The 19,999-nt window shown below is 66.5% G+C and carries 16 protein-coding genes and 1 pseudogene; 8 read left to right on the top strand and 9 right to left on the bottom strand.

Annotated elements, in window-relative coordinates:
• Window position 1: 1 nt before the first annotated feature.
• On the bottom strand, window positions 2-1,846 hold the full coding sequence (locus ACTXG6_RS43575) for a protein kinase domain-containing protein (RefSeq protein ID WP_445185145.1): 1,845 nt from the start codon (window positions 1,844-1,846) through the stop codon (window positions 2-4).
• Window positions 1,847-2,043: 197 nt separating this feature from the next.
• Here ACTXG6_RS43575 and ACTXG6_RS43580 point away from each other — a divergent pair, with 197 nt between their 5' ends.
• The 6 genes from ACTXG6_RS43580 to rmuC all read left to right on the top strand — a co-directional run bounded on the left by ACTXG6_RS43580 (window position 2,044) and on the right by rmuC (window position 8,095).
• Entirely contained in the window at window positions 2,044-2,823 is a 780-nt protein-coding gene (locus ACTXG6_RS43580; RefSeq protein ID WP_445185146.1) for a hypothetical protein, read from the top strand.
• 103 nt (window positions 2,824-2,926) lie between these two features.
• A complete protein-coding gene (gene istA / locus ACTXG6_RS43585; protein WP_445183358.1) occupies window positions 2,927-4,399 on the top strand; it encodes an IS21 family transposase in 1,473 nt (490 codons plus the stop codon).
• Window positions 4,396-4,665 (top strand): hypothetical protein, encoded by a 270-nt coding sequence (locus ACTXG6_RS43590; RefSeq protein WP_331511675.1) that lies wholly within the window; start codon window positions 4,396-4,398, stop codon window positions 4,663-4,665. The genes istA and ACTXG6_RS43590 overlap by 4 nt, the downstream gene beginning before the upstream one ends.
• Window positions 4,662-5,435: an IS21-like element helper ATPase IstB gene (gene istB, locus ACTXG6_RS43595; RefSeq protein WP_445183359.1), complete on the top strand. Its 774-nt coding sequence runs from the start codon at window positions 4,662-4,664 to the stop codon at window positions 5,433-5,435. The genes ACTXG6_RS43590 and istB overlap by 4 nt, the downstream gene beginning before the upstream one ends.
• Before the next feature lie 427 nt (window positions 5,436-5,862).
• The gene (locus tag ACTXG6_RS43600; RefSeq protein ID WP_445185147.1) at window positions 5,863-6,303 is read left to right on the top strand and encodes an NYN domain-containing protein; all 441 of its coding nucleotides are present in this window, start codon (window positions 5,863-5,865) and stop codon (window positions 6,301-6,303) included.
• Window positions 6,304-6,670: 367 nt separating this feature from the next.
• Complete coding sequence (rmuC, locus tag ACTXG6_RS43605) at window positions 6,671-8,095, top strand: DNA recombination protein RmuC (RefSeq protein WP_445185148.1); 1,425 nt, start codon at window positions 6,671-6,673, stop codon at window positions 8,093-8,095.
• 530 nt (window positions 8,096-8,625) lie between these two features.
• Here the strand turns inward: rmuC and ACTXG6_RS43610 are convergent.
• The 3 genes and pseudogenes from ACTXG6_RS43610 to ACTXG6_RS43620 all read right to left on the bottom strand — a co-directional run bounded on the left by ACTXG6_RS43610 (window position 8,626) and on the right by ACTXG6_RS43620 (window position 13,289).
• Window positions 8,626-9,546 carry a CPBP family intramembrane glutamic endopeptidase gene (locus ACTXG6_RS43610; protein ID WP_445185149.1) on the bottom strand — a complete coding sequence of 307 codons (921 nt, stop codon included), beginning with the start codon at window positions 9,544-9,546 and terminating at the stop codon, window positions 8,626-8,628.
• Between the two features lie 85 nt (window positions 9,547-9,631).
• Window positions 9,632-11,274: pseudogene (locus ACTXG6_RS43615) on the bottom strand (FAD-dependent monooxygenase).
• Window positions 11,275-12,059: 785 nt separating this feature from the next.
• Window positions 12,060-13,289 (bottom strand): IS256 family transposase, encoded by a 1,230-nt coding sequence (locus ACTXG6_RS43620; protein ID WP_445185150.1) that lies wholly within the window; start codon window positions 13,287-13,289, stop codon window positions 12,060-12,062.
• A 722-nt stretch (window positions 13,290-14,011) separates the two neighbouring features.
• On the opposite strand from ACTXG6_RS43620, the gene ACTXG6_RS43625 reads away from it, so the two are divergent.
• Both ACTXG6_RS43625 and ACTXG6_RS43630 read left to right on the top strand, forming a co-directional pair.
• Window positions 14,012-14,314 carry a hypothetical protein gene (locus ACTXG6_RS43625; protein WP_445185151.1) on the top strand — a complete coding sequence of 101 codons (303 nt, stop codon included), beginning with the start codon at window positions 14,012-14,014 and terminating at the stop codon, window positions 14,312-14,314.
• 41 nt (window positions 14,315-14,355) lie between these two features.
• On the top strand, window positions 14,356-15,051 hold the full coding sequence (locus ACTXG6_RS43630; RefSeq protein WP_445185152.1) for a GntR family transcriptional regulator: 696 nt from the start codon (window positions 14,356-14,358) through the stop codon (window positions 15,049-15,051).
• 390 nt (window positions 15,052-15,441) lie between these two features.
• On the opposite strand, the gene ACTXG6_RS43635 is transcribed toward ACTXG6_RS43630, so the two are convergent.
• Genes ACTXG6_RS43635 through ACTXG6_RS43655 form a run of 5 tightly spaced genes read right to left on the bottom strand, consistent with a single transcriptional unit; the run spans window position 15,442 to window position 19,985 of the window.
• A complete protein-coding gene (locus ACTXG6_RS43635; protein ID WP_445185153.1) occupies window positions 15,442-16,254 on the bottom strand; it encodes a mycofactocin-coupled SDR family oxidoreductase in 813 nt (270 codons plus the stop codon).
• Between the two features lie 47 nt (window positions 16,255-16,301).
• A complete protein-coding gene (locus tag ACTXG6_RS43640; RefSeq protein ID WP_445185154.1) occupies window positions 16,302-17,114 on the bottom strand; it encodes a mycofactocin-coupled SDR family oxidoreductase in 813 nt (270 codons plus the stop codon).
• A 39-nt stretch (window positions 17,115-17,153) separates the two neighbouring features.
• Window positions 17,154-18,014 (bottom strand): sugar phosphate isomerase/epimerase family protein, encoded by an 861-nt coding sequence (locus ACTXG6_RS43645; RefSeq protein ID WP_445185155.1) that lies wholly within the window; start codon window positions 18,012-18,014, stop codon window positions 17,154-17,156.
• Window positions 18,011-18,316 (bottom strand): hypothetical protein, encoded by a 306-nt coding sequence (locus tag ACTXG6_RS43650; RefSeq protein WP_445185156.1) that lies wholly within the window; start codon window positions 18,314-18,316, stop codon window positions 18,011-18,013. Before ACTXG6_RS43650 ends, ACTXG6_RS43645 begins: the two co-directional genes overlap by 4 nt.
• A gap of 13 nt (window positions 18,317-18,329) precedes the next feature.
• Complete coding sequence (locus ACTXG6_RS43655; protein WP_445185157.1) at window positions 18,330-19,985, bottom strand: sodium:solute symporter family protein; 1,656 nt, start codon at window positions 19,983-19,985, stop codon at window positions 18,330-18,332.
• Between the last annotated feature and the right edge of the window lie 14 nt (window positions 19,986-19,999).

The raw sequence follows: 19,999 nt of genomic DNA on the forward strand, positions 1-19,999 counted from the left end.
GTTACCTATTTCGTACGACCACAGAGTTAATAATCTCATCTATTGACGCAATCGAAGGAGCGTCTGGCGCGGACCCAAGCACCACCACAACCAAGGAGAATGTGCGCCCAGAAGCACCCTGCAAGGAGGGCGGAGGGCCGGTTGGAACGATAGCGAATTCGGTTGTTCGACGATCATTGTTATCTGTCGGAGTCCAGATAATCCGGAACCGGTACCCCGCCCGGCCTCCCACCATTGCATTCCCCTCGCTGATTGTCCCAACTATATGTGCGCTACTGCCGAAACCCTTCTTGACATCGGCCGCAAACTCGCCAACCGTTCCCTCTCCAGGGTTTACGGACGTTGAAATTCGGGTTATGCCGCCCGCGCAGTGCAACGCTGCACTTACTTCCGGACAGTACATCGGGTACACCATTTGCGGCATTTTTGGATTATCCGCGTTGGGAATTTGATGCCATCCTGCGGGAATTTCGACGGAAATACTGACATCTGAGCTCGTGAGTACTCCCTTAGGGGATGGCGGTCCGGCAACGCCGTTAGGTGGAGAAGGCGCGGCACCACCGGCGGGCGCCTGCTGAGAGTGGTGCGACTGCAGAGCTCCTACGCCTGGATATAGGAGGGCGCCTGCGTAGATAACCGCCACGCCGACCAGCCCCAACCCGATTAGGGCCAGCCCGCTCCTCAAGGTCTTAGGTCGCCCAACGACACCGGCCTCGGTGAGCGGCAATTTCCTTCGTTTGAGCTGAACTGACTGTGGCGGTGGTGCAGTGGCCAGTTGGGCTACACCGCCACCACCCTGCGGAGCAACTGATTCTTCACCCCCGTCGGTGGATGTTGCGTCAAGGCGAAGAGTCGCGGCCGGCGCGGGGTCGGGGTGCTGGGTTTGTTGTGGTGGTCGGGTGGTGGGTGGTGTGGATGCGTGCGTGGGATCGGTGACTTGGTCGGGAGTTCGGGTGGCGTGTTCGATGAGGGTTGGGGACACGAGTGTTTCTGGATTGGGACTGGTGGTGCCGTATGCAGCTGTGTGGGCGTCAGTGGCTAGTTCGCCGGCGGTTTGGTAGCGCAGCGCGGGGTCTTTGCTGAGTGCTCGGGCGATGACGGCGTTAAAGGGGCCGGTCATCTCGGCTGGCAGGCGTTCGAGTGCGGGTGGGGGTGTGTGTAGGTGTGCGCCCATGTAGCTGGCCATGTCGGATGCCGGAAACGGGACCTGGCCGGCCAGCAACTCGTAGAGGACACAGCCCAGGGCGTAGATGTCGACACGGTGGTCTCCGCCGTGGTGATCAGTGAAGCGTTCCGGGGCCATGTAGGCGGCGGACCCCACGATCGATCCGGTCTGGGTCAGCGCGGTGTCGCGCAGACTGCTGGCGATCCCGAAATCAATCAGGTAGGCGAACTCGCCGCTTCCAGCGGGGTCGGGTTCTCCAGTGAGCAGAACGTTGGACGGTTTGATGTCGCGGTGCACCAGCCCGGCGGTGTGCGCGGCGTCGAGAGCTGCGGCGATCTGGACGATGATCGCGGCGGCTCGTCGTGGCGGTAGGGCAGCCTGCTCGGCGACGACGGTGGCGAGGTCGGTGCCGGTGACCAGGCGCATGTCCAAGAACAGGTGGCCATCAATGTCCCCATAGTCGTGGATGGGGATGATGTGCGGCTCAGTCAACCGTGCTGTGACCTCGGCTTCGCGGCGAAACCGAGCCTGAAAGCTCGCGTCCGCACTCAGCGATACCGGGAGGCGTTTGACTGCCACGAGCCGTGCTTTGGTGGTGTCGAATGCCCGGTAGACCTCGCCCATTCCGCCCCGGCCGATCAGCTCCTCGAGCCGATAGGGGCCGAACATCTCACCGGTCATTCCAGACCTCAGTCCCGCCAGGTGGCCACCCAGGAGGTGTCTCCTCGCCGGACAGCAGAGATTAGCCTGCACAGGCAACATCGAATAGCCCTGTCGGCAAGGCCCGCGGGACCTACTCTTGGTCGCCTGGCCGCTGGGTCAGACCAGCGAGCTGGGCGGTCCGGGTCACTCGAAAGCAAGAACGAGGGTGGTCGAGCGTGAGTACGTGGACGGTGACAGTGTTCACCGAGCGTGCGGCAGCGCGCCGGGTCAGGTCCTCACCGCTTCCGCCACCGGTGCCGCTGCCCAGCGGCTCCAGCATGGTCGTCGGGCGTGAAGGGGACCTCCAGTTGGGGAGCAACCCACTCGACACCCGGGTATCACGGCGCGCATTGATCATCGACGCAGCCGACACCGAGTGGAACCTGCGGGTTCTCAACACCAACGGCGTGGTGATCCACCCCTGGGGTCTCCGGGCCTATCCGGTCAGCCCCGCGCCGCAACAGGCAGGTTACGTCGAGACCTTGCGCTGGCCGCGCATCGGCGTGCGGATACTCGGCGGCTCGGATTTGATCCACTGGGTTTTGCTGCAGTCCACCGACCCGGCGATGCAGATCCACGGTCTTCCCGCCGCGTCGGAGCCCAGTGAGCCACCCGATCCCGGAGCCGGCACCGAGGTCGCACCAGCGCCGAAGGAACTCAGCCCCAAACAGCTCGAAGCCCTGCGGACGGTGTTCGAACCGCAGTTAGCGTGGCCACCGTCATTACAGCCACCACGGCAACTCAAGCAGGCCGCCACCCGAATGAATATCGGCTACACCGCTGTTCAAGGTCACCTTGACGCGGCCCGGCAACGCGCACTGGCGATCGGGCTACCCGAATCAGTGTCGGCGCTGCCGACGGACACGCGAAGATCCGGATGGGCGGACAGCTGGCTCCGGATGGGCGGACGTGAGATCTCCGGGTCCGCGGACATGACTTCTCCGGGACACGCCTGAACAGCATGCGAGGCGGGGTCCCTCCTGCCGGGTTGGCTCTGGTTGTCGATCACAGCCAGCCCCGATCTGGAGGGACCCCTTGACCAAGTCTGGCAGGGAAGTCATGGAGATCTTGCAAGCGTTCGATTTGACGCGTTGTCCACATTCAGCCGCGGCGTTGGCCGGGGTGGATGAGAAGACCGTGGCCCGTTTTGTCGCGATCCGCGACTCCGGGCGCGACCCGTTTACCCCGGCGCGACGGCCGCGAGCGATTGACCCGTTCTTGGACAAGATCGAGGAGTTAGTCGAGGCATCGAAGGGGCGAGTTCGTGCCGATGTGGTGCACGCGCGGCTGGTCGCGATGGGGTTTACCGGCACCGATCGCAGCACGCGGCGCGCGGTGGCCGAGGTCAAGGCTGATTGGAATGCGGGGCACCGACGGAAGTACCGGCCATGGGTGGCTGAGCCGGGGATGTGGTTGCAGCACGACTGGGGCGAAGGTCCCCGTGTCGGTGGCAGGCGCACGCAGCTGTTCTGCGCGTGGCTGTCCTGGTCACGGTTTCGGGTGGTGCTCCCGGCCTGGGACCAGACGCTGGGCACCCTGGTGGGGTGTGTGGATGCCACGCTGCGGCGGATCGGTGGGGCGCCCACCTATTTACTGACTGATAACCCGAAGACGGTGACGATCGACCGGGTCGCCGGCGTGCCGGTGCGCCATCCTGACATCGTCGCCGCGGGCCGCCATTACGGCTGCAAGGTGGAAACGTGTGAGCCCTTCGATCCGGAGTCGAAAGGCGGCGCTGAGCACACGGTGAAGATCGCCAAAGCGGATCTGGTCCCGACCACGGCGAACCTGCTGCCCGCCTACGCCTCGTTCGCCGAGCTCGCCGACGCGTGCTTCGAGTGGTGCGAGCGGGTCAACGCCCGCCCGCACCGGGAGACCGGGGCCGCTCCTGTTGAGCGGTTGCGCATCGAGCGCCAGCACCTGCATGTTCTGCCGGGCGCGCCGCATGCGATCGCGCTGGGCGAGGAACGGCTGGTTGATGATGATCAGACGATCCGGTGGGGCTCAGTGCGTTATTCCACCCCGGACGGGCACCAGGGCCAGAAGGTGTGGTGCCGGGTGGTGGGCGAGGAATTGGCCATCACCGGGTCCACCGCGGTGGGGATCAGCGAGATCGCCCGTCACGAGCTATCCACCCCGGGGCATCCGCGCATCGTCGATGCGCACTACCCGCACCACCCAGGCGGGAATCTGCCGCGGGTTCCCAAGGTGCGTGCCCGCACCCCGGAAGAGGTCGCGTTCTTGGACCTGGGCGAGGGGGCACGCCGGTGGCTGATCGAGGCCGCCGCGACCGGGGTGGCGCGGATCCGGGCCAAGATGGCCCGGGCGGTCGCGCTGGGCGCGGTCCTGGGTGGCGACCGGGTCGATGAGGCCCTCGGGCTGGCCGCGATCGCGGGCCGGTTCGCCGAGGACGACCTGGTCTCGATCCTGGATCACCTCGGCGCCGCCGGGCCACCCGATGACGTCGTGCACGTCGACGAGGCGCACTCCGCGCAGCCCGGCACCGGGTCGTGGGACAGGTTCGGCGCATGAACACCCCCGACCCGACCCAGCCCGCGTCGTTGCCGGGCCTGCCGCCCTCGCCCTGGGTACTGATCGACCGCACCACCCTCGAGCAGACCACCACCGTTCTGGATCTGCTCGAGCAGTGGCTGGCCGGCGGCGACCCTGGGCCGACCGAGGCGTGCGCTCGGGCCTGCTCGGGTGGGCAGAGTGACGCGTTCGAGGTCGCGGCCTGGGTGGGCACCCTCGCCGCCCGGCTGCAGCAGCGCATCGAGGCGGTGGACTCATGGTCGTGAGCCACCCGCAAGCGCCGGCGCTGCCCGATGAGTTGGACAAGATCACGCGTCGGATGCGGCTGCCTTACCTGCGCAAAGCCGCGCCCGACATCCTGGCAACCGCACGGGCGCAACGTTGGGACCCCGCTGAGGTGCTGCGTGTCCTGCTGATCGAGGAAGTCACCGGCCGCGACTCGGCGACGCGTCGGTTACGGCGCAAGAACGCGAACTTCCCTACCGGGAAGACGTTCTCCTCCTGGCGGCCCGAGGAGTCCTCGATCCCCGAGCCCACCCAGAACGCGCTGGTCACCCTCGAGTGGATCGGTCGGCAGGAGAATCTTGCGGTCGCCGGCCCATCGGGCACCGGGAAGTCGCACTTCGTTGAGGCGTTGGCGCACGCCGCGATCGAGGCCGACCTGCGGGTCGCCTGGTTCACCTTGGAATCTCTGACCGCGGCGGTCGGCAAGGCCAAGGTCGACGGCACGGTCGCACGGACGGTGTCACGGATCTGCGGCTGCGATTTGATCGTGGTCGACGACATCGGGATGTTGCCCGCCGGCCAAGACGCCGCCGAGGCGTTCTACCGGATCATCGATGCCGCCTACGAGCGGCGCTCGATCGCGGTGACCAGCAATATCCACCCCAGCGGATTCGACTCGATCATGCCGAAAACCCTGGCCACCGCCACCGTCGACCGCCTGCTCCACCATGCACATCTGATCGCAACCACCGGCGACTCGCACCGTCTCGCCGAAGCCCTCGCAGGCAAGGGAGTGATCCCCTTGAACTAACCCACACCCGGAAAACTCACGTCCGCCTACCCGGAGATCCGCTGTCCGCCAGCCCGGAGATCAAATGTCCGCCCACCCGGAGTTCCCAATGACCGTTGACAGGCGCTTCAGCCGGAATGTCTCTACACGCTCGTCGCTGCCGGCCTCGTACGACCGTAACCCGGGCACAACGCCGCCGGCCCGCTCGCGCGTCAAGGGTGGTACGCACCACCTATCAGCGGCCACCTGCAACGGACACATCTACCGGCGATCGTGGCGCTCAGGCAAAGTTTCCTTTGTCAGACAGGACGCGGTGAATAGAAACATCGCACACCTGGTACGCCTCCACACCACTTCCGATTTGCACAGAAAATCAGGAGAAAACGTGTCCGCACGGCAGGCGGTAGCGCTCCCGCGAAAGAAGCGCGCTTTACGAGGACGACGCCTCTTGGTCGTCGACATCGAGAATGTCGCCGGAGGTGCTGTCATGACTGAGGCATCGGCGGCTTGGGCCCGCGATGTTGTTGTCTCAGCCCTCGCGGTCAGCGATGGGGAGCAGGTCGTCATTGGCACGAGCCATGTCGGCCTGTTCCACATCAGCAGCGTTTGGCCAGGTGCTCGCCTCAGAGTGAGGTCCGGTCCTAACGGCGCTGACCTCGAATTGCTCGAGGTCCTGACAGGCGAACATGTCGAAGAACGCTTTGATGAAGTAACTCTTGTCTCCGGCGATGGCATCTTTGCCGAGGCCATTGCTCACCTCGGGGCCGCAGGCGTGAACGTTACTGTCGCATCCTGGGTCGAAAGTATCTCGGCCAAACTATGCCTCGCCGCATGCCGCACGGTTTACCTCAACGATGTCACTGCCAGCGCCGCCGAAGGACTCGCATGAGTACGGCCGCGCCACCCGGCTGTCTCAGCGTAGCCGTCATCAGCGGATACCGGAACAGGCCCCTCCAAGGGGGTGCAACGATTCAACGCGGACCCATCCGAGACCTGGCGCGTCCCGTCATCCGATGGGTGAACGAGAGTGCCATCGAGTGTGCACAGACCGCAGGTTCCGGCCTCTGCGGACAGTCCGAGTCGCTGACCTCCCAGACACGCCAAACACAACGCTCAATCCTGGACGGATTGCGCTCCAGTGCACCGCTGGATGCCTCCAACTCGGTCGGGACCGCTGGACCCAACCAAGGCGAAATAGTCAAGATCGCCCAGGCGCTCCAAAGCAACGTTCGGCCCCAGCCGGGGGAGAAGTGACCATGACCGCGACTGATGTGATCGTGGTGGTCGGGGCTCTGGCGTTCGGGCTGCTCTGCGGCGTCTTGGTGCTGCGGGTGCGGACCGCCGGCGCCGCGGACGCGGCTACGGCTTCGGCTGAGCGCGACTCCGCGGCGTCGGTTCGCGCCGAGCTTGAGTCCTCTCGAGACCGGCTCGCGGAGCGCTTGGAGCAGAGTGGCCGGGAGTTGCGCGAGGCCGAATGCGCACGGGTCCGCCTGGAAACACAGCTCGACGACGTCCAACAAGCAGCGCAAGACAAGCTGGCGGTCCTGCGCGGTGAGCAGGACAAGCTCAGCGACCGATTCAAGCTGCTCTCCGCCGAGGCCTTGCGAGCCAACCGCGAGCAGTTTCTGCAGCTGGCCACGCAGCAGTTCCAGGGCGTTCACGCCAAGGCACAAGCCGATCTCGACCAGCGGCGCGGCGCGGTGGAAACGCTGGTGAAGCCACTAGGTGAGCAACTGTCCAAGTTCAGCGAACAGGTGCGCTCAGTGGAGCAGGACCGCACGCAAACCTACGCGGCGCTGCGCGAACAAGTGACCACCATGAGCAGGGCCAACGAGCAACTCCGGGCCGAGACCCATCACCTGGTCTCCGCGCTGAAGAAGCCACAGACACGAGGACTATGGGGCGAGCAGGCCCTGCGCAACGTCGTCGAGGCCGCCGGCATGCTGGAACGAGTCGACTTCGACCCCCAGGTCTCGGTCAGCACGATCGATGGTCTACTGCGACCAGATATGGTGATCAAGCTCGGCGGCGGCAAAACCATCGTGGTGGACGCCAAAGCACCGTTCTCGGCGTTCCTGGAGGCCCAAGACGCCCGCGACGAGGACGATCGGGCCGCTCGACTGCTCGCCCATGCGCGACACGTCAAGGCCCACATCGATAACCTCGCGAGCAAGCAGTACTGGGCTCAGTTCCCGAACTCCCCGGAGTTCGTCGTGATGTTTCTGCCCGCGGAAAGCTTCCTGTACGCCGCCGAGGATCAAGACCCCGGACTGTGGGAATACGCCTCCCGCAACAAGGTCATTCTCGCCACACCCGCCAACCTTGTCACGATGCTGCGCACCGTCGCCTACATGTGGCGCCAAGAAGCCATCGCCGACAGTGCCCAACGCGTGCTCACCCTCGGCCGTGACCTGTATGACCGGCTGGGCAAGCTTGGCGACCACGTAGTAAAGCTCGGTCGGGCGCTGGAGAGCACGGTCGCGGCCTACAACGGCACCATTGGCAGCCTGGAAAGCCGGGTGTTCGTCACTGCCCGCAAGCTGACTGAGCTGCAGATCGTCGACACCGAACTCAAACCGCCGGTACCAATCGACGTGAGTCCACGCAGCCTCCGGGCGCCCGAACTGCTAGCGCCCGGACCGCACGCCGTCGAGCCACTCACTACGGGCCAGCGTAGCTAGAACGTATGTGAGCACAGGCCGACGGGCTCAGCAGAGTGGAACCCGCGCCGCAGCGAGATCACCGCCCGCGGGTTCGAGGCCTGGCGGGGGTAGCGTCGCTTGTCAGCCACTGCAGGTACTCGGATCATCGGCCAGGTTTCGTGGCATCACTTGTGGCGCGAACTGTCGGACAACACAGACATAGAAGCACCCCAGAGCCACGTCCGGCGATACCAAAGTGCCTGGTAGAGGGCCTAGCGCACACGGAAGACGTCCTTCCTAAGCCGTGCGTCACACATCCGAACGCGCATGGTGACGTTGACCGACAGTCCGGTTGGGCTGGCGCGAGTCAGTGGTTGGGTTTCACCGGAGCCGTTGCGGGCGCCGCTGCGCCATCCGGGGCGGGGCTGTAGAAGATCGGCATGACGGCCTTGAGCAGCGCCGCAGGCGCCGACCCCGGAACCCCCAGTCGGGTAACGTCTGGTGGCTGTGACGCCTGTCCGTCGAGCTAAGCCGATGGCCGGCGGCGTCGACACCACGCACGTCGCGACTCATGCTGTCGTTGTGGCCGCGGCCCGATCGGGCGTTTCCTGCCGGTAGTGCTGGTAGCCCAGACGGCCTCGGGTCAACGCGACGAGGAGCAACGCCACCGCACCAAAGCCGACCAGTGTTGGCAGAAGTCCGTACTCGTTCAGGATGGGAGCGGGAAAAAGTGGCGCTACTATCCGGTTGGCGAAGGTATTGAAGGACGCGTGCATCAACATAGTGATGAGCAGGCTGCCCGTCGCGTTGTTGAAAACCCAGGTCATGATGGTGGTCAGAGCGGTGATCATCAAAATGAACATGACGATGTTAGGAATGGTGGGCGGTGTCCATACCCCACTCCAGAACAGGGGCAGGTGCCAGCACGCCCACAGCACCCCGAGGATGAGGCTTCCGACCAACGGGCCATACCTCGACTGCAGACGGGATAGCGCAAAGCCGCGCCAGCCGGGCTCTTCACCGAGCGGTCCTCCCAGGACGAATGTGGAGATAAAGGCAACAGGGTAGGAGAGAATCAGCGAGAGGGTGAGCGGCTGATACGAGGCCAGCACCCCGGGCAGGACGATCGCTCCGAGCACCTCGATGGCGGGGATCACCAGGAGGACGAACAGGTACCACCGGAGATTTACCCGCCACAGCACGTACCGACGCAGCAAGCGGCGCATTCCTCCCCTTCCTTCGGTTGCGTTCGTCATGATGAACGCCGACAAAGTAGGACCAGTAAAAGTGGCGGCGGCAATCGACAATGCCAGCACAGGTCGAGGGATGGTAAATGGCAGGAGGCCGGTGCCGGTTCGAGAGAGCGCGATTGGCACTTCCACGAGCCATGCGCCGGCATAGGCGATGACGAAGAAGAAGACCAGCGGGTGACGGGCAAGAAGGCCCGTGCTGTCGGTATGCGGCCGTGGGTCGGCGTCGGAGGTCGTCATGTCGAGACTCCTTGCATCGTCACCGTTGTTGGTCAGAAGCGTGGTTCCGTAGGTCGGGCTCGTGCGGATGTCAGGCGCTGCGCGGTCAGCGAGGCGGCGTGATGAGCAGAGCCAGGTGCGCGACCAACTCGTCCGGGTGGGCCCGCCCGGCCCGAAACGAGACGTAGTGGTCGGGGCGCACCAGGTGGCAGCATCCGCCCACAGCGCCGTACGCGGCCTGGAACTCGCCCGCCGCGTCCCAGACGACCGCGGCGGGCGAGCCGTCCAGCGGCGCGTCCGCGACCTCGTCGGGGACGGCGGCGGTGGCCGCGACCACGAGCACCACGTCGAGCTGGTCACGGGCCGTCTCCCGCGCCGCCGCCACGGCGAGGGCCAGCTCGGAGATCTGGTCGCTGTCGTCGACGTAGAGCAGCAGCGCCGGCCGCAGGCCGCTGAGTAGCTCGTGCAGCCGCAGGGGGAACGTGACGCCCGACCGCCGCAGCTCCCGGCAGTCCGGAGCGCGCTCGCCAGGGCGCGGACCGCCCTTGAGTGCCTCTACGCCGGCACCCTCACCGTTCAACCTGCTGTCCGGATAGGCGACGAGGAGCTGGGCCTCCCGCAACATCGCCGTCGCGGGGTCGTCGGCCTCGAAGCCGGCTCGGGCTTGTCGGACGGTTCGGCTCACCACCTCCTCGCCGATCGGCCGCCGCTCGGCGTCGTAGGTGTCTAGCAGCCCCGGGGCGGCCACGTCCCGTACCGCGAGGGCGAGCCGCCAGGCCAGCGCGACCGCGTCCTGGATGCCGGTGTTCATGCCCTGGGCGCCGGTGGGTGGGTGGATGTGCGCGGCGTCCCCGGCCAGGAACACCCGGCCGCGGCCGTACGTGTCAACGATCCGGTGGCTGACCCTGAAGATCGACGACCAGCGCAGGTTCGAGGCGCGGGTGGGCTCGGGGGCCAGCCGGTCGAGGACGGCCTGCAGGTGGTGCAGCTCGGGCTTCGGGCCGGCCTCGAAGCCGTGCTCCACCGTGCCGGGCGGGTGCGCGGTGGCCAGTCCGTCGGGCACCAGCATGGACACCCGATAACGGCGCCGGCCGGGCAGCGGGATCGCGACGAGGAGGTCGTCCGGGCCGCCGGCCACCCGCCGGGTGCAACGGATGCTGTAGCCCGGCGGCTGGTGCCAGTCGACCTCGATGTCGCCGAGCATGTACTGCTCTGGGAACGCACCCCCGGCGAACGCCGCCCCGACTCCCTTGCGCACCACGCTGTGCGCCCCATCGCAACCGACGAGGTAGTCGGCGCGCACCTCTGTCTCCCCGCCTGTCCCCCGCAGCAACCCCGTGACCCCGTCGCCATCCTGCTCGAAGCCGACCAGCTCGACGCCCCGCTCTATCCACCCGCCGAGCTCACCGAGACGTTCGGCCAGCACCCGCTCCGTCTCGTACTGCGGCAGCGCCAGGAATCCGTACGGCACCTCCGGCGGCAGCGCCAGGTCCACGCGCGCCACCTGCTGGCCGTCCACGTAGACGACCTGCCCACGCATCGGGGTGCCGGCGTCGAGGGCGCGCCACAGCACCCCGCCGACTCCCACAGCTCCAGGGTGCGCGGCTGGACACCCACCGCCTTGGCGTAACGGATCGGGGCAGCGAGCCGGTCCACCACACGACACCCCACACCGCGCCGACGCAGCTCGACCGCCGCGGTGAGCCCGACCGGACCCGCGCCGACGATCAACACACTGGTGCTGGACATGACAGCCTCCCGAGGCGCGGGCCAGGCACCACCACAGCCTTTGTCGAGCCCAAATGAGAAGCGGACCCTGGCTGCTCACAATCGCGCCGGCCCCGCCGAGTCGGAACCGCCAGGCGGGTGACACATCAACCCCTATACGGTGACCGTCAACCTGTTGCTTGGGACGACAGCCTCCCTATACACAGTCGGGCAGAGGGTCCGCAGCCAACGCAGGTAAGCGGACCATCGACCAGGTTCCGTGGCATCACTTCTGGTGCGAACTAGTGGTCAACAGAGACCGAAGTACCTCAGAGCCACGTCCTGTGATACCAAAGTGCCTGGTAGAAGGCCTAGCGCACGCGGAACACGTCCCTTCTAAACCGACGGTCGCTCTTTGGAGGCGCAGCCCGTCTGCAAATGCTGATCTCCTCGTGCGCTTCGGCACTAGTCACCACAACTCGGCACAGTTGGCCGCGTGCTCAGGTTGGTCGGAATCGCGACTAGTCCGCGGCCCGGAGCTACGGGCTCAACGCGTCGACCGAGCACGTGCGTCGCCATAGCGTCACCCACTTCGGCTACCACTACTGCGATTGCGGCCGCCAGGCCGGTACCGTCGATCGCTCAAAATCGTGTTCGTGTCGCCCCAGTCGAACGACCAATGCCACTGCGCTCCCCCTTACCATCAAAATCGGGTCTACCCCGACCTGGTCCGAGCCCAGGTCGGTGGCTCGACGTCCACGCCGGTCAGGTGGGTCACGTCCCGTGGAGTGGTGTAGCTCCGTTCGCGGGAGGCTCTGCGTCTCAGATCATGCCGTCATGAGTTCCGGGGTGGCTACTCCTTCCTGCGGGGCAGGTTCGGTGAGTAGGGCCATGGTCGCTTCGGAGAGGTAGCGGCGGTCGGTGGCCTGCCACTCGTCGTGGGCTTCGACCAGGACCGCGCCGGCCAGCCGCAGCAGCGCTTCGGGGTTGGGGAAGACGCCGACGACGTCGGTGCGGCGTTTCACTTCTTTGTTCAATCGCTCGAGTGGATTCGTCGACCAGATCTTCTTCCAGTGCCCGGGCGGGAAGCTGGTGAACGCCAGGATGTCGTCGGCGGCGTCGCGCAGCATGGCTTCGACTTTGGGTGATTGGCGGCCGAGCATGCCGGCGATGACGCCGAGTTGGTCGCGGACCATGTCGGCCTTGGGCTGGGCGAAGATGGTGCGGATCGCCGCGGCGACCATCTCGGAGCTGCCTTTGGGCACCTGGGCCAGGACGTTACGCAGGAAATGCACCCTGCACCTTTGCCAGGCGGCGCCGATGAACACCGCTGAGATGGCCTGCTTGAGTCCGGTGTGGGCGTCGGAGATGACCAGTTGCACCCCGCTCAGGCCGCGGGCTTTGAGGCTGCGTAGGAACGCGGTCCAGAAGGCGCCGTCTTCGCTGTCGCCGACGGCGAAGCCGAGGACTTCGCGCCAGCCATCAGCTCGGACGCCGGTGGCGATGACGACGGCCTGGGACACGACCCGGTGGTTGACCCGGGCTTTGCAGTAGGTGGCGTCGAGGAACACGTAGGGGAAGTGCTGCTCGGCCAGCGACCGGTCCCGGAAGGCTCCGACTTCGGTGTCGAGGTCCGAGCAGATCCTGGAGACCTCGCTCTTGGAGATACCGGTGTCAGCGCCCAACGCTTTGACCAGGTCATCGACCTTGCGGGTCGACACTCCGTGCAGGTAGGCCTCCATCACGACCGCGAACAGTGCTTGGTCGACGCGGCGGCGGCGTTCCAGCAGCGACGGGAAGAACGACCCGGTGCGCAGCTTGGGGATCCGCAGTTCCAGATCACCGGCGGTCGTGGTCAGCGTCCGGATTCGGTGGCCGTTGCGCTGCGCGGTGCGTTCAGCTGAACGCTCATGTGGGGCGGCACCGATCGCGTCGGTGAGCTCGGCCTCGATCAACGCCTGGTAGATGGTTTCGGCGGCTTGGCGGACACGATCACCGACATCGGCGACCTTTAACGCATCCAGTACTTCGAGCAGGGCAGACTGATCCAGGGCCATCGCATGGCACCTCTCTACGAGAACTTTGGTCGGTACTCGCAGAGCCTCATGCGATGGCCTCTTTCACGTGCTCAGGCACGCCGTCGAGGCCGGGGAACTACACCACCACCGGGGACGTGACCGGTCAGGTGCCGTGGAGCCATATATGGAGCGAACTACAGGGCAACGTAGTTGCTGGAGCCACTCAGGTACACGCGATTGAACCTAGAGTCGCAGGTAGAGGCAGGCGTCCACGGCATCGAAGCTACTTCTAATCCGACGGTCGCAGGTTCGAATCCTGCCGGGGGCACCACAACCCGCGACGGGTACGAACGCCTGATCCGCAAACACATCCAGCCGGTCCTCGGCGATCTCTCAATCGGCCGCATCGACGGCGAGACGCTCGACGCCTACTACGCCGAACTTCAGCGGTGCCGAGTCCGCTGCTCGGGTCGGCCACATATCGAGCACCGCACCAGCGACGAGCATGACTGCGACGAACGTTGCGGCCCGCATAGCTGCAGGCCGCTAAGTGACGGCTCCGTCCGCCAGATCCACGCCGTGCTCAGCGGCGCCTTCACCCGCGCTGTGCGCTGGCGTTGGATCGGCACGAACCCAGTCCGACAAGCCCAGCAGCCCCCGCCGCGGACACCCGACCCTCGCCCCCCGACCTCCGCACAAGCAGCTCGCATCGCCGCCGAGGCATGGAACGACCCCGACTGGGAATGCTCGTATGGCTCGCTATGACCACCGGCATTCGCCGCGGCGAGCTATGTGCGCTGCGCTGGGATCGAATCGACTTCGCAACAGGCATCCTCGACATCCGAGCGAGCATCGGACAACTCAACACCCGGATGTGGGAGAAGGACACCAAGACACATCAGCGCCGAAGGATCGTCGTCGACCCACAGTCGCTGACGCTACTACGCGCCTACCTGCAGCATTGCGCGCTGAGAGCGGCGGCCTCGGTGTCGAGCTATCCCCCATCGCGTTCGTGTTCTCGGCCTCTCCTGACAGCAGCACATGGCTGCAGCCCGCCTCGGTGACACAGCGGTACTCCCGCATGTGCGAGCGCCTCGGGTGGGACATGCATCTCCACCAGCTGCGCCACTACTCCGCGACCGAGCTCATCGCGGCCGGCGTTGACATCCGTACGGTGGCCGGCCGCCTTGGCCACGGTGGCGGCGGCACCACGACGCTGCGGGTATACAGCGCGTGGGTCGCCGAAGCTGACCAACGCGCGGCGACCTCGTTGGCCGCACGCATGCCCGAACTCCCCGTTACCGCATCGAACGGGGACGGCTCGCCGGCGCTCCCAGTAGCCACGACAATCCAGGACTACGCAGATCAGAGCCCGTACCAGCAGATCGCCGCCGATCTGCGCGGCGCGATGCGGTGCGGGGCCCTCCTACCAGGTGACAACCTGCCGACCGTCAAGGCCCTTGCCGATCGTTATTCCGTCTCCGAAGCCACCGCGCACCGTGCGATGGCGGTTCTCGCTGCAGCGGGCGAAGTGTCCGTGTCCCGGTCCGGGGTCTCGGTGGTGGTCCGGCTGGGCGGGCGCCGCGCAGGGCGCGGGCCTGGTCGTAGGTCATCGGGTTGGGTCGTGTCCGCAGCAGCTCTCGGGTTTCGGGGTCGAAGAACATCAGGACTGATTCCTCGATGCGGATGCTTACCCCGGCGGCCGCCGAGGATCTCAGCCGCTAGGACGACTCGGCTGTCCAGCGACACCAGGCCGCACCTGCTGACGGTCCGCTCGACCTCGAGCGCGGTGGCAGGCTGAGCCGGCGGCGGGGGCCGGCCGGGCGCCCTCCGGTGGCGGCCAGGGCGGCCAGGTCAGCGCTGGACAGGTGGGAGCGGACGGCCTTGATCCTTGCGCCGGCGACGAGCAGGTGGATGACCTCGTGGTCGGCCCAGAGGGTGATGGTGAGCCCGGCTCGCAGGGGCCCGAGCCAGAACGGTTTGCCCAGCACCGCCAGGGCGGCGCGGCCTGTTCGGCAAGCGCGTCCGTACGCCACTGATCCGGTCGCGGCCCGGATTGACGCTCTGCAGTTCGCGTTGGGCACCCCTTGCGTCGCCCCCTTCGAGCCGTCCACCCGGCCACGGGCGCGGTGCGCGCCTGCGAACTTGGTATCGAGCGGCGAGGGCACGTGGCCATGTCCGACTGAGTGCGCTATTTGAGCAGGAAGCCGGCGTCCGCCTGCACCGTCGAACCGGTGATCCACTTTGAGGCGTCCGAGCAGAGGAACGCCACCACGTCGGACACGTCGGCCATCGGCATCGCATCCACCGGCATCAGGTTGAAGCGCATCGCGTCGCCGAGTTCCTTGTGCTCGTCGAGCCAGGCGGGGAAGAAGTCGTTGTTGGACATCGGTGAGTCGACGCCGGTGGGGTGGATGGTGTTCACCCGGATCGACTCCGGCGCCAGCTCGCGGGCCAGTGTGCGCATCAACCCGACGATTCCGTGTTTGGCCGCCGCGTAGTGCGTGCACCCGGCGACGCCCTTCAGCCCGGCGATGGACGAGGTGATCACGATCGAGCCGCCGTTGCCGCCCGCCCGAATGTGTGGCACCACCGCCCGGCAGGCCTTGAATACACCGGTCAGGTTGATGTCGATCATGTCGTCCCAGAGCTCGTCGGTGAGCTCCCAGGTGTTCTCCGACAGCGACAGGATGCCGGCGTTGGCCAGCAGGAAGTCGATCCGGCCGAACTCGCCCATGGCGGCGTCGGCCAGCCGGGTCATGTCGGCGGTACGGCGCACGTCGGCCTCGATCGCGACGCACCGCCGGTCCAGTTTTTCAACCTCGGCGACCGTCTGGTCCAGGTCGCCGGGGCGCCCGGTGGCGAACGGCACCGACCCGACCTGCTCGGTGATGTCGCAGACAACGATGTCCGCGCCCTCGGACGCCAGTCGCACCGCGTGCGAGCGGCCCTGCCCTCGGCCGCCGCCGGTGATGACCGCGACCTTGCCGTCCAGCTGTCCCATTTCACGGTGTCCCTTCGCTTGCCGCGCGGTGGCGGTGGTGTGCCGAGCTACTTGATCATGAATCCGGCGTCGACCCGGGTCTCAGTGCCGGTGACGTAGCGGGCGTCGTCGGAGACCAGGAACGCGACCATCTTCGAGACGTCCTCGGGCTGCACGACGTCGACCGGCATCCGGTTGCCGCGCATCGGTTCAGCGAGCTCGTCGTGCTCGTCCAACCACCTGCCGAACCATTCGTTGTTCGACATCTCGGTGTTCACTCCCGTCGGGTGCACCACGTTGACCCGAATGTTGTGGGGTGCGAGCTCCCAGGCCAGGGTTCTCATCAGCGCGATGCAGCCGTACTTCGCGGCGTTGTAGTGGGTGCAGCCGGCGACGGCGCGCAGCCCGCCGGTGGAGCCGGTGATGGTGATCGCGCCGCCGCGGCCGCCGGCGATGATGTGTGGCACGACCGCTCGGCACACTTTCCAGACGGCGGTCAGGTTGACGTCGAGCATGTCGGCCCATTGCTCGTCGGTGAGCTGCCAGGTGCTGTCGGCTGCGGACATCACCCCGGCGTTGCAGACGAGCACGTCGATCCGGCCGAACTCGGCCATGGCCCGGTCGGCCACGGTCTGCACGGCGGCGGTGTCACGCAGGTCGGCCTCGACCGCGACGCAGCGCCGGCCCTGTTGCTCGACGAGCCGGACGGTCTCGGCGAGCTCGTCGGCGTTGCCCATCGCATACTCGATGGTCTTGATGTCGCCCGGCACGTCGCACACCACGATGTCGGCGCCCTCGGACGCGAGCGTGACGGCATGCGATCGGCCCTGTCCTCGGGCCGCGCCGGTGACGACGGCGACCTTGCCGGTCAGTCGTCCCATGGGCAGTACCTCCTGTGGGGTGTTGTGGTCAGTGGTGCGTCAGCGGATCTGGTTGATGCAGGACCGGACGTAGGCGTCGGCGCGGCGCAGCTGCGTGGTGATGCGCTCCAGCGACCAGCCGCCGGTGCCGTGGCACTTGAGGCTGGCCGGGCCGGAGTAGCCGACGCGGTCCAGCGCGGCGAGCGGTACGGCGTGGTCCAGTACCCCGTCGGTGCGCGGCAGCTGCCGCTCGCCGGGGCCGAAGTCCAGCCCGTCCTCGCCACGCCGGTAGGCGCGGTCGATGTCCCAGAGGTAGTAGTAGAAGAGCTTCTTGCGTTCGGCGAGGAAGGTGATCGCCTCGCTGATGCTCTCGCCCATCACCCACAGGTGCGGCGGCGCGAGGCAGATGCCCAGGTTCGGGTGGTCCAGCTCGGTGACCAGGCGTTTGATCTGGGCGAGCGTGTCCACTCCCTCGTCCCAGCGCTGCTGCTCGCCGATCCCGGACTCGAAGTCCGCGCTGAACGGCACGGTGAGGTGGTTCTCCACCGCGATTCGCACGCCGAGCCGCTCGGCCTCGTCGAGCAGCGGAGGCAGGAACTTGCCCACGAAGTCCGGGTAGTGCGCCTCGCAGTCGAACACCACGGTGTCGATCTGTAGGTCGTGCGCGAGCCGTAGCCGGTCGCGGATCTCGTCGGCGTTCTTGCCGTAGGTGGTGAGTCCGCAGGCGCGCAGCCCGTGCCGGGCCAGGGCGGCGGTGATCGCGGAGACGTCGTCGCCCGGGTTCACGTGCGCGGCCAGTGGTGGCGCCGAGGACCACAGGTTGACCTCACTGAACCCGAGTCCGGCCAGCTCCCCGAGCGCGGTCTCCAGGGGGTAGTCGTGGTACGGCAGGACTTCGGCGGTGTAGCGGAACACGGTCACCTGCCCTGGCCGTCACGAGTTCGACGAGCGGCAACCGCTGCCCGCCTGCGCGGAGAGAACCAGGCGAGCGCCAGGGTCAGCACGCCGACAGCGAGCATCACCACGCCCCACAGCAGGTCCTTGTTCGTCGTCGAGCCGTCCTGAGCCAGCTGGGCGCCACCGAACGCGCCGTAACCGGCGAGCATCAGACCGATGAGCACCACGATCGAGCCGATGTAGAGGCCGATGGCCAAGGACTGATCACCACCGTGCGCCTCGGCGCCGGCGGGCATACCCGGTTTGTTCCCGATCTCGGTACTCATTGGTTTCCCCCGATCAGAAGAAGTAGATGTTGAGGCCGACGACGATCACCAGCACGCCGGTGCTGAGTACCCACGGTCGCTTGAACCACGTCGCCTCGTAGCCAGGTCGGCGGTCCAGCAGCGCCCAGACCAGCCCCCGCAGCCGCTCGTCGGGCAGCCGGTCGCGGCGGGTCAGCAGCGACACCACCACGGTCAGCACGGTAGAGATCACGAAACCCCACCAGGCCAGCCACAGGTCCGCCCCGAGGTCGCTGCCCAGCTCGAGCCGGCCGGCCTTGAACAGGCTGTACAGCCCCAGGTAGCCCAGCAGGCCACCGACCAGCCCGGCGAAGCCGCCCCACGGGGTGGTGCCCTTCCAGAACACGCCGAGCAGGAAGATCGCGAACGGCGGCACCAGGAACAGGCCGTTGAGCAGCTGCAGGTAGTTGATGATGTTGGTGAAGTTCAGCACGATGTAGGCCGCGCCGATGGACAACGTCACGCCGACCACGGTGGCGATTCGCCCGACCAGGAGGTAGTGCCGGTCGGAGGCGTTCCGCTTGAGGTAGGTCCGGTAGATGTCGTAGGTGAAGATCGTGTTGAAGGCGGTGACCCCGCCGGCCATGCCGCTCATGAACGAGGCCATCAGTGCCACCAGCCCGAGCCCGAGCAGCCCGGTGGGGAAGTAATAGGCCATCGTGTACGGCACGGCCATGTTGTAGGAGTTCTCGATCCCGCCGCCCTGGCCGAGCCCGGGCACGATGGCCAGCGCCAGTAGCCCGGGGAACAGGGCGAGAGCGCCGAGCAGGATCTTCGGGTAGGCGCCGATGATCGGGGTGCGCTTGGACGCGGCCTCGTTCTCCGCCGCGAGCGCGCGCTGCACCACCAGGAAGTCGGTGCAGTAGTAGCTGAAGCTGATCGCGAACCCGATGCCGAGTCCGATGATGAACCACTGCACCCCGTAGGGGTTGTCGGTGGTGCCGGTGTAGGCCCAGATGTGGAAAAAGTTGTCCGGGCGGTGCAGCTTCGCCTGCAGTCCGTCCCAGCCGCCGACGTGGACCAGCCCGAAGATCAGCAACGGCACGAGGCCGAGGGTCATCAGGAAGAACTGCAGTGCCTCGTTGTAGATCGACGAGGACAGCCCGCCGAGCGCGGTGTAGATGATCACGATGACGCCGGCGAGCAGGATTGCCTCGGTGAACGTCCAGCCCAGCAGCAGGTTGAACACCAGCGCCATCGCGTACATGTTGATCCCGCTGTTGAGGATCACGAACAGCGCGAAGGTGATCGCGTTGAAGCCGCCGGTGGGTTCGTTGTAGCGGGCCCGGAAGTAGCCGGGCACCGAGTGGATCCGGTTGCGGTAGTAGAAGGGCATCATGAACAGGCCCATGAAGAGCATGCCGCCGACGCCGCCGAACCACAGGAACACGGCCTGCATGAAGCCGTACTGGGAGGCGCCGGCGGCCTCCCCGAGTACCTCCAGCGCTCCCACGTTCGCCCCGACGTAGGCCAGCCCGGTGACCCAGCTGGGCATCGTGCGGGCGCTGAGCAGGTAGTCCTCGGAGGTGTTGATGCGCCTGCGCAGCACCGCGCCGATGCCCAGCACAAAGATGAAGTAGACGGCGATGATGCTGTAGTCGAGCCAGGTGACGTCGACCCGCACCGGTAGTGTGCCTGCCGCACTGATCATGACCGGTTCCCTTC

Source organism: Pseudonocardia sp. Cha107L01 (assembly GCF_052566575.1).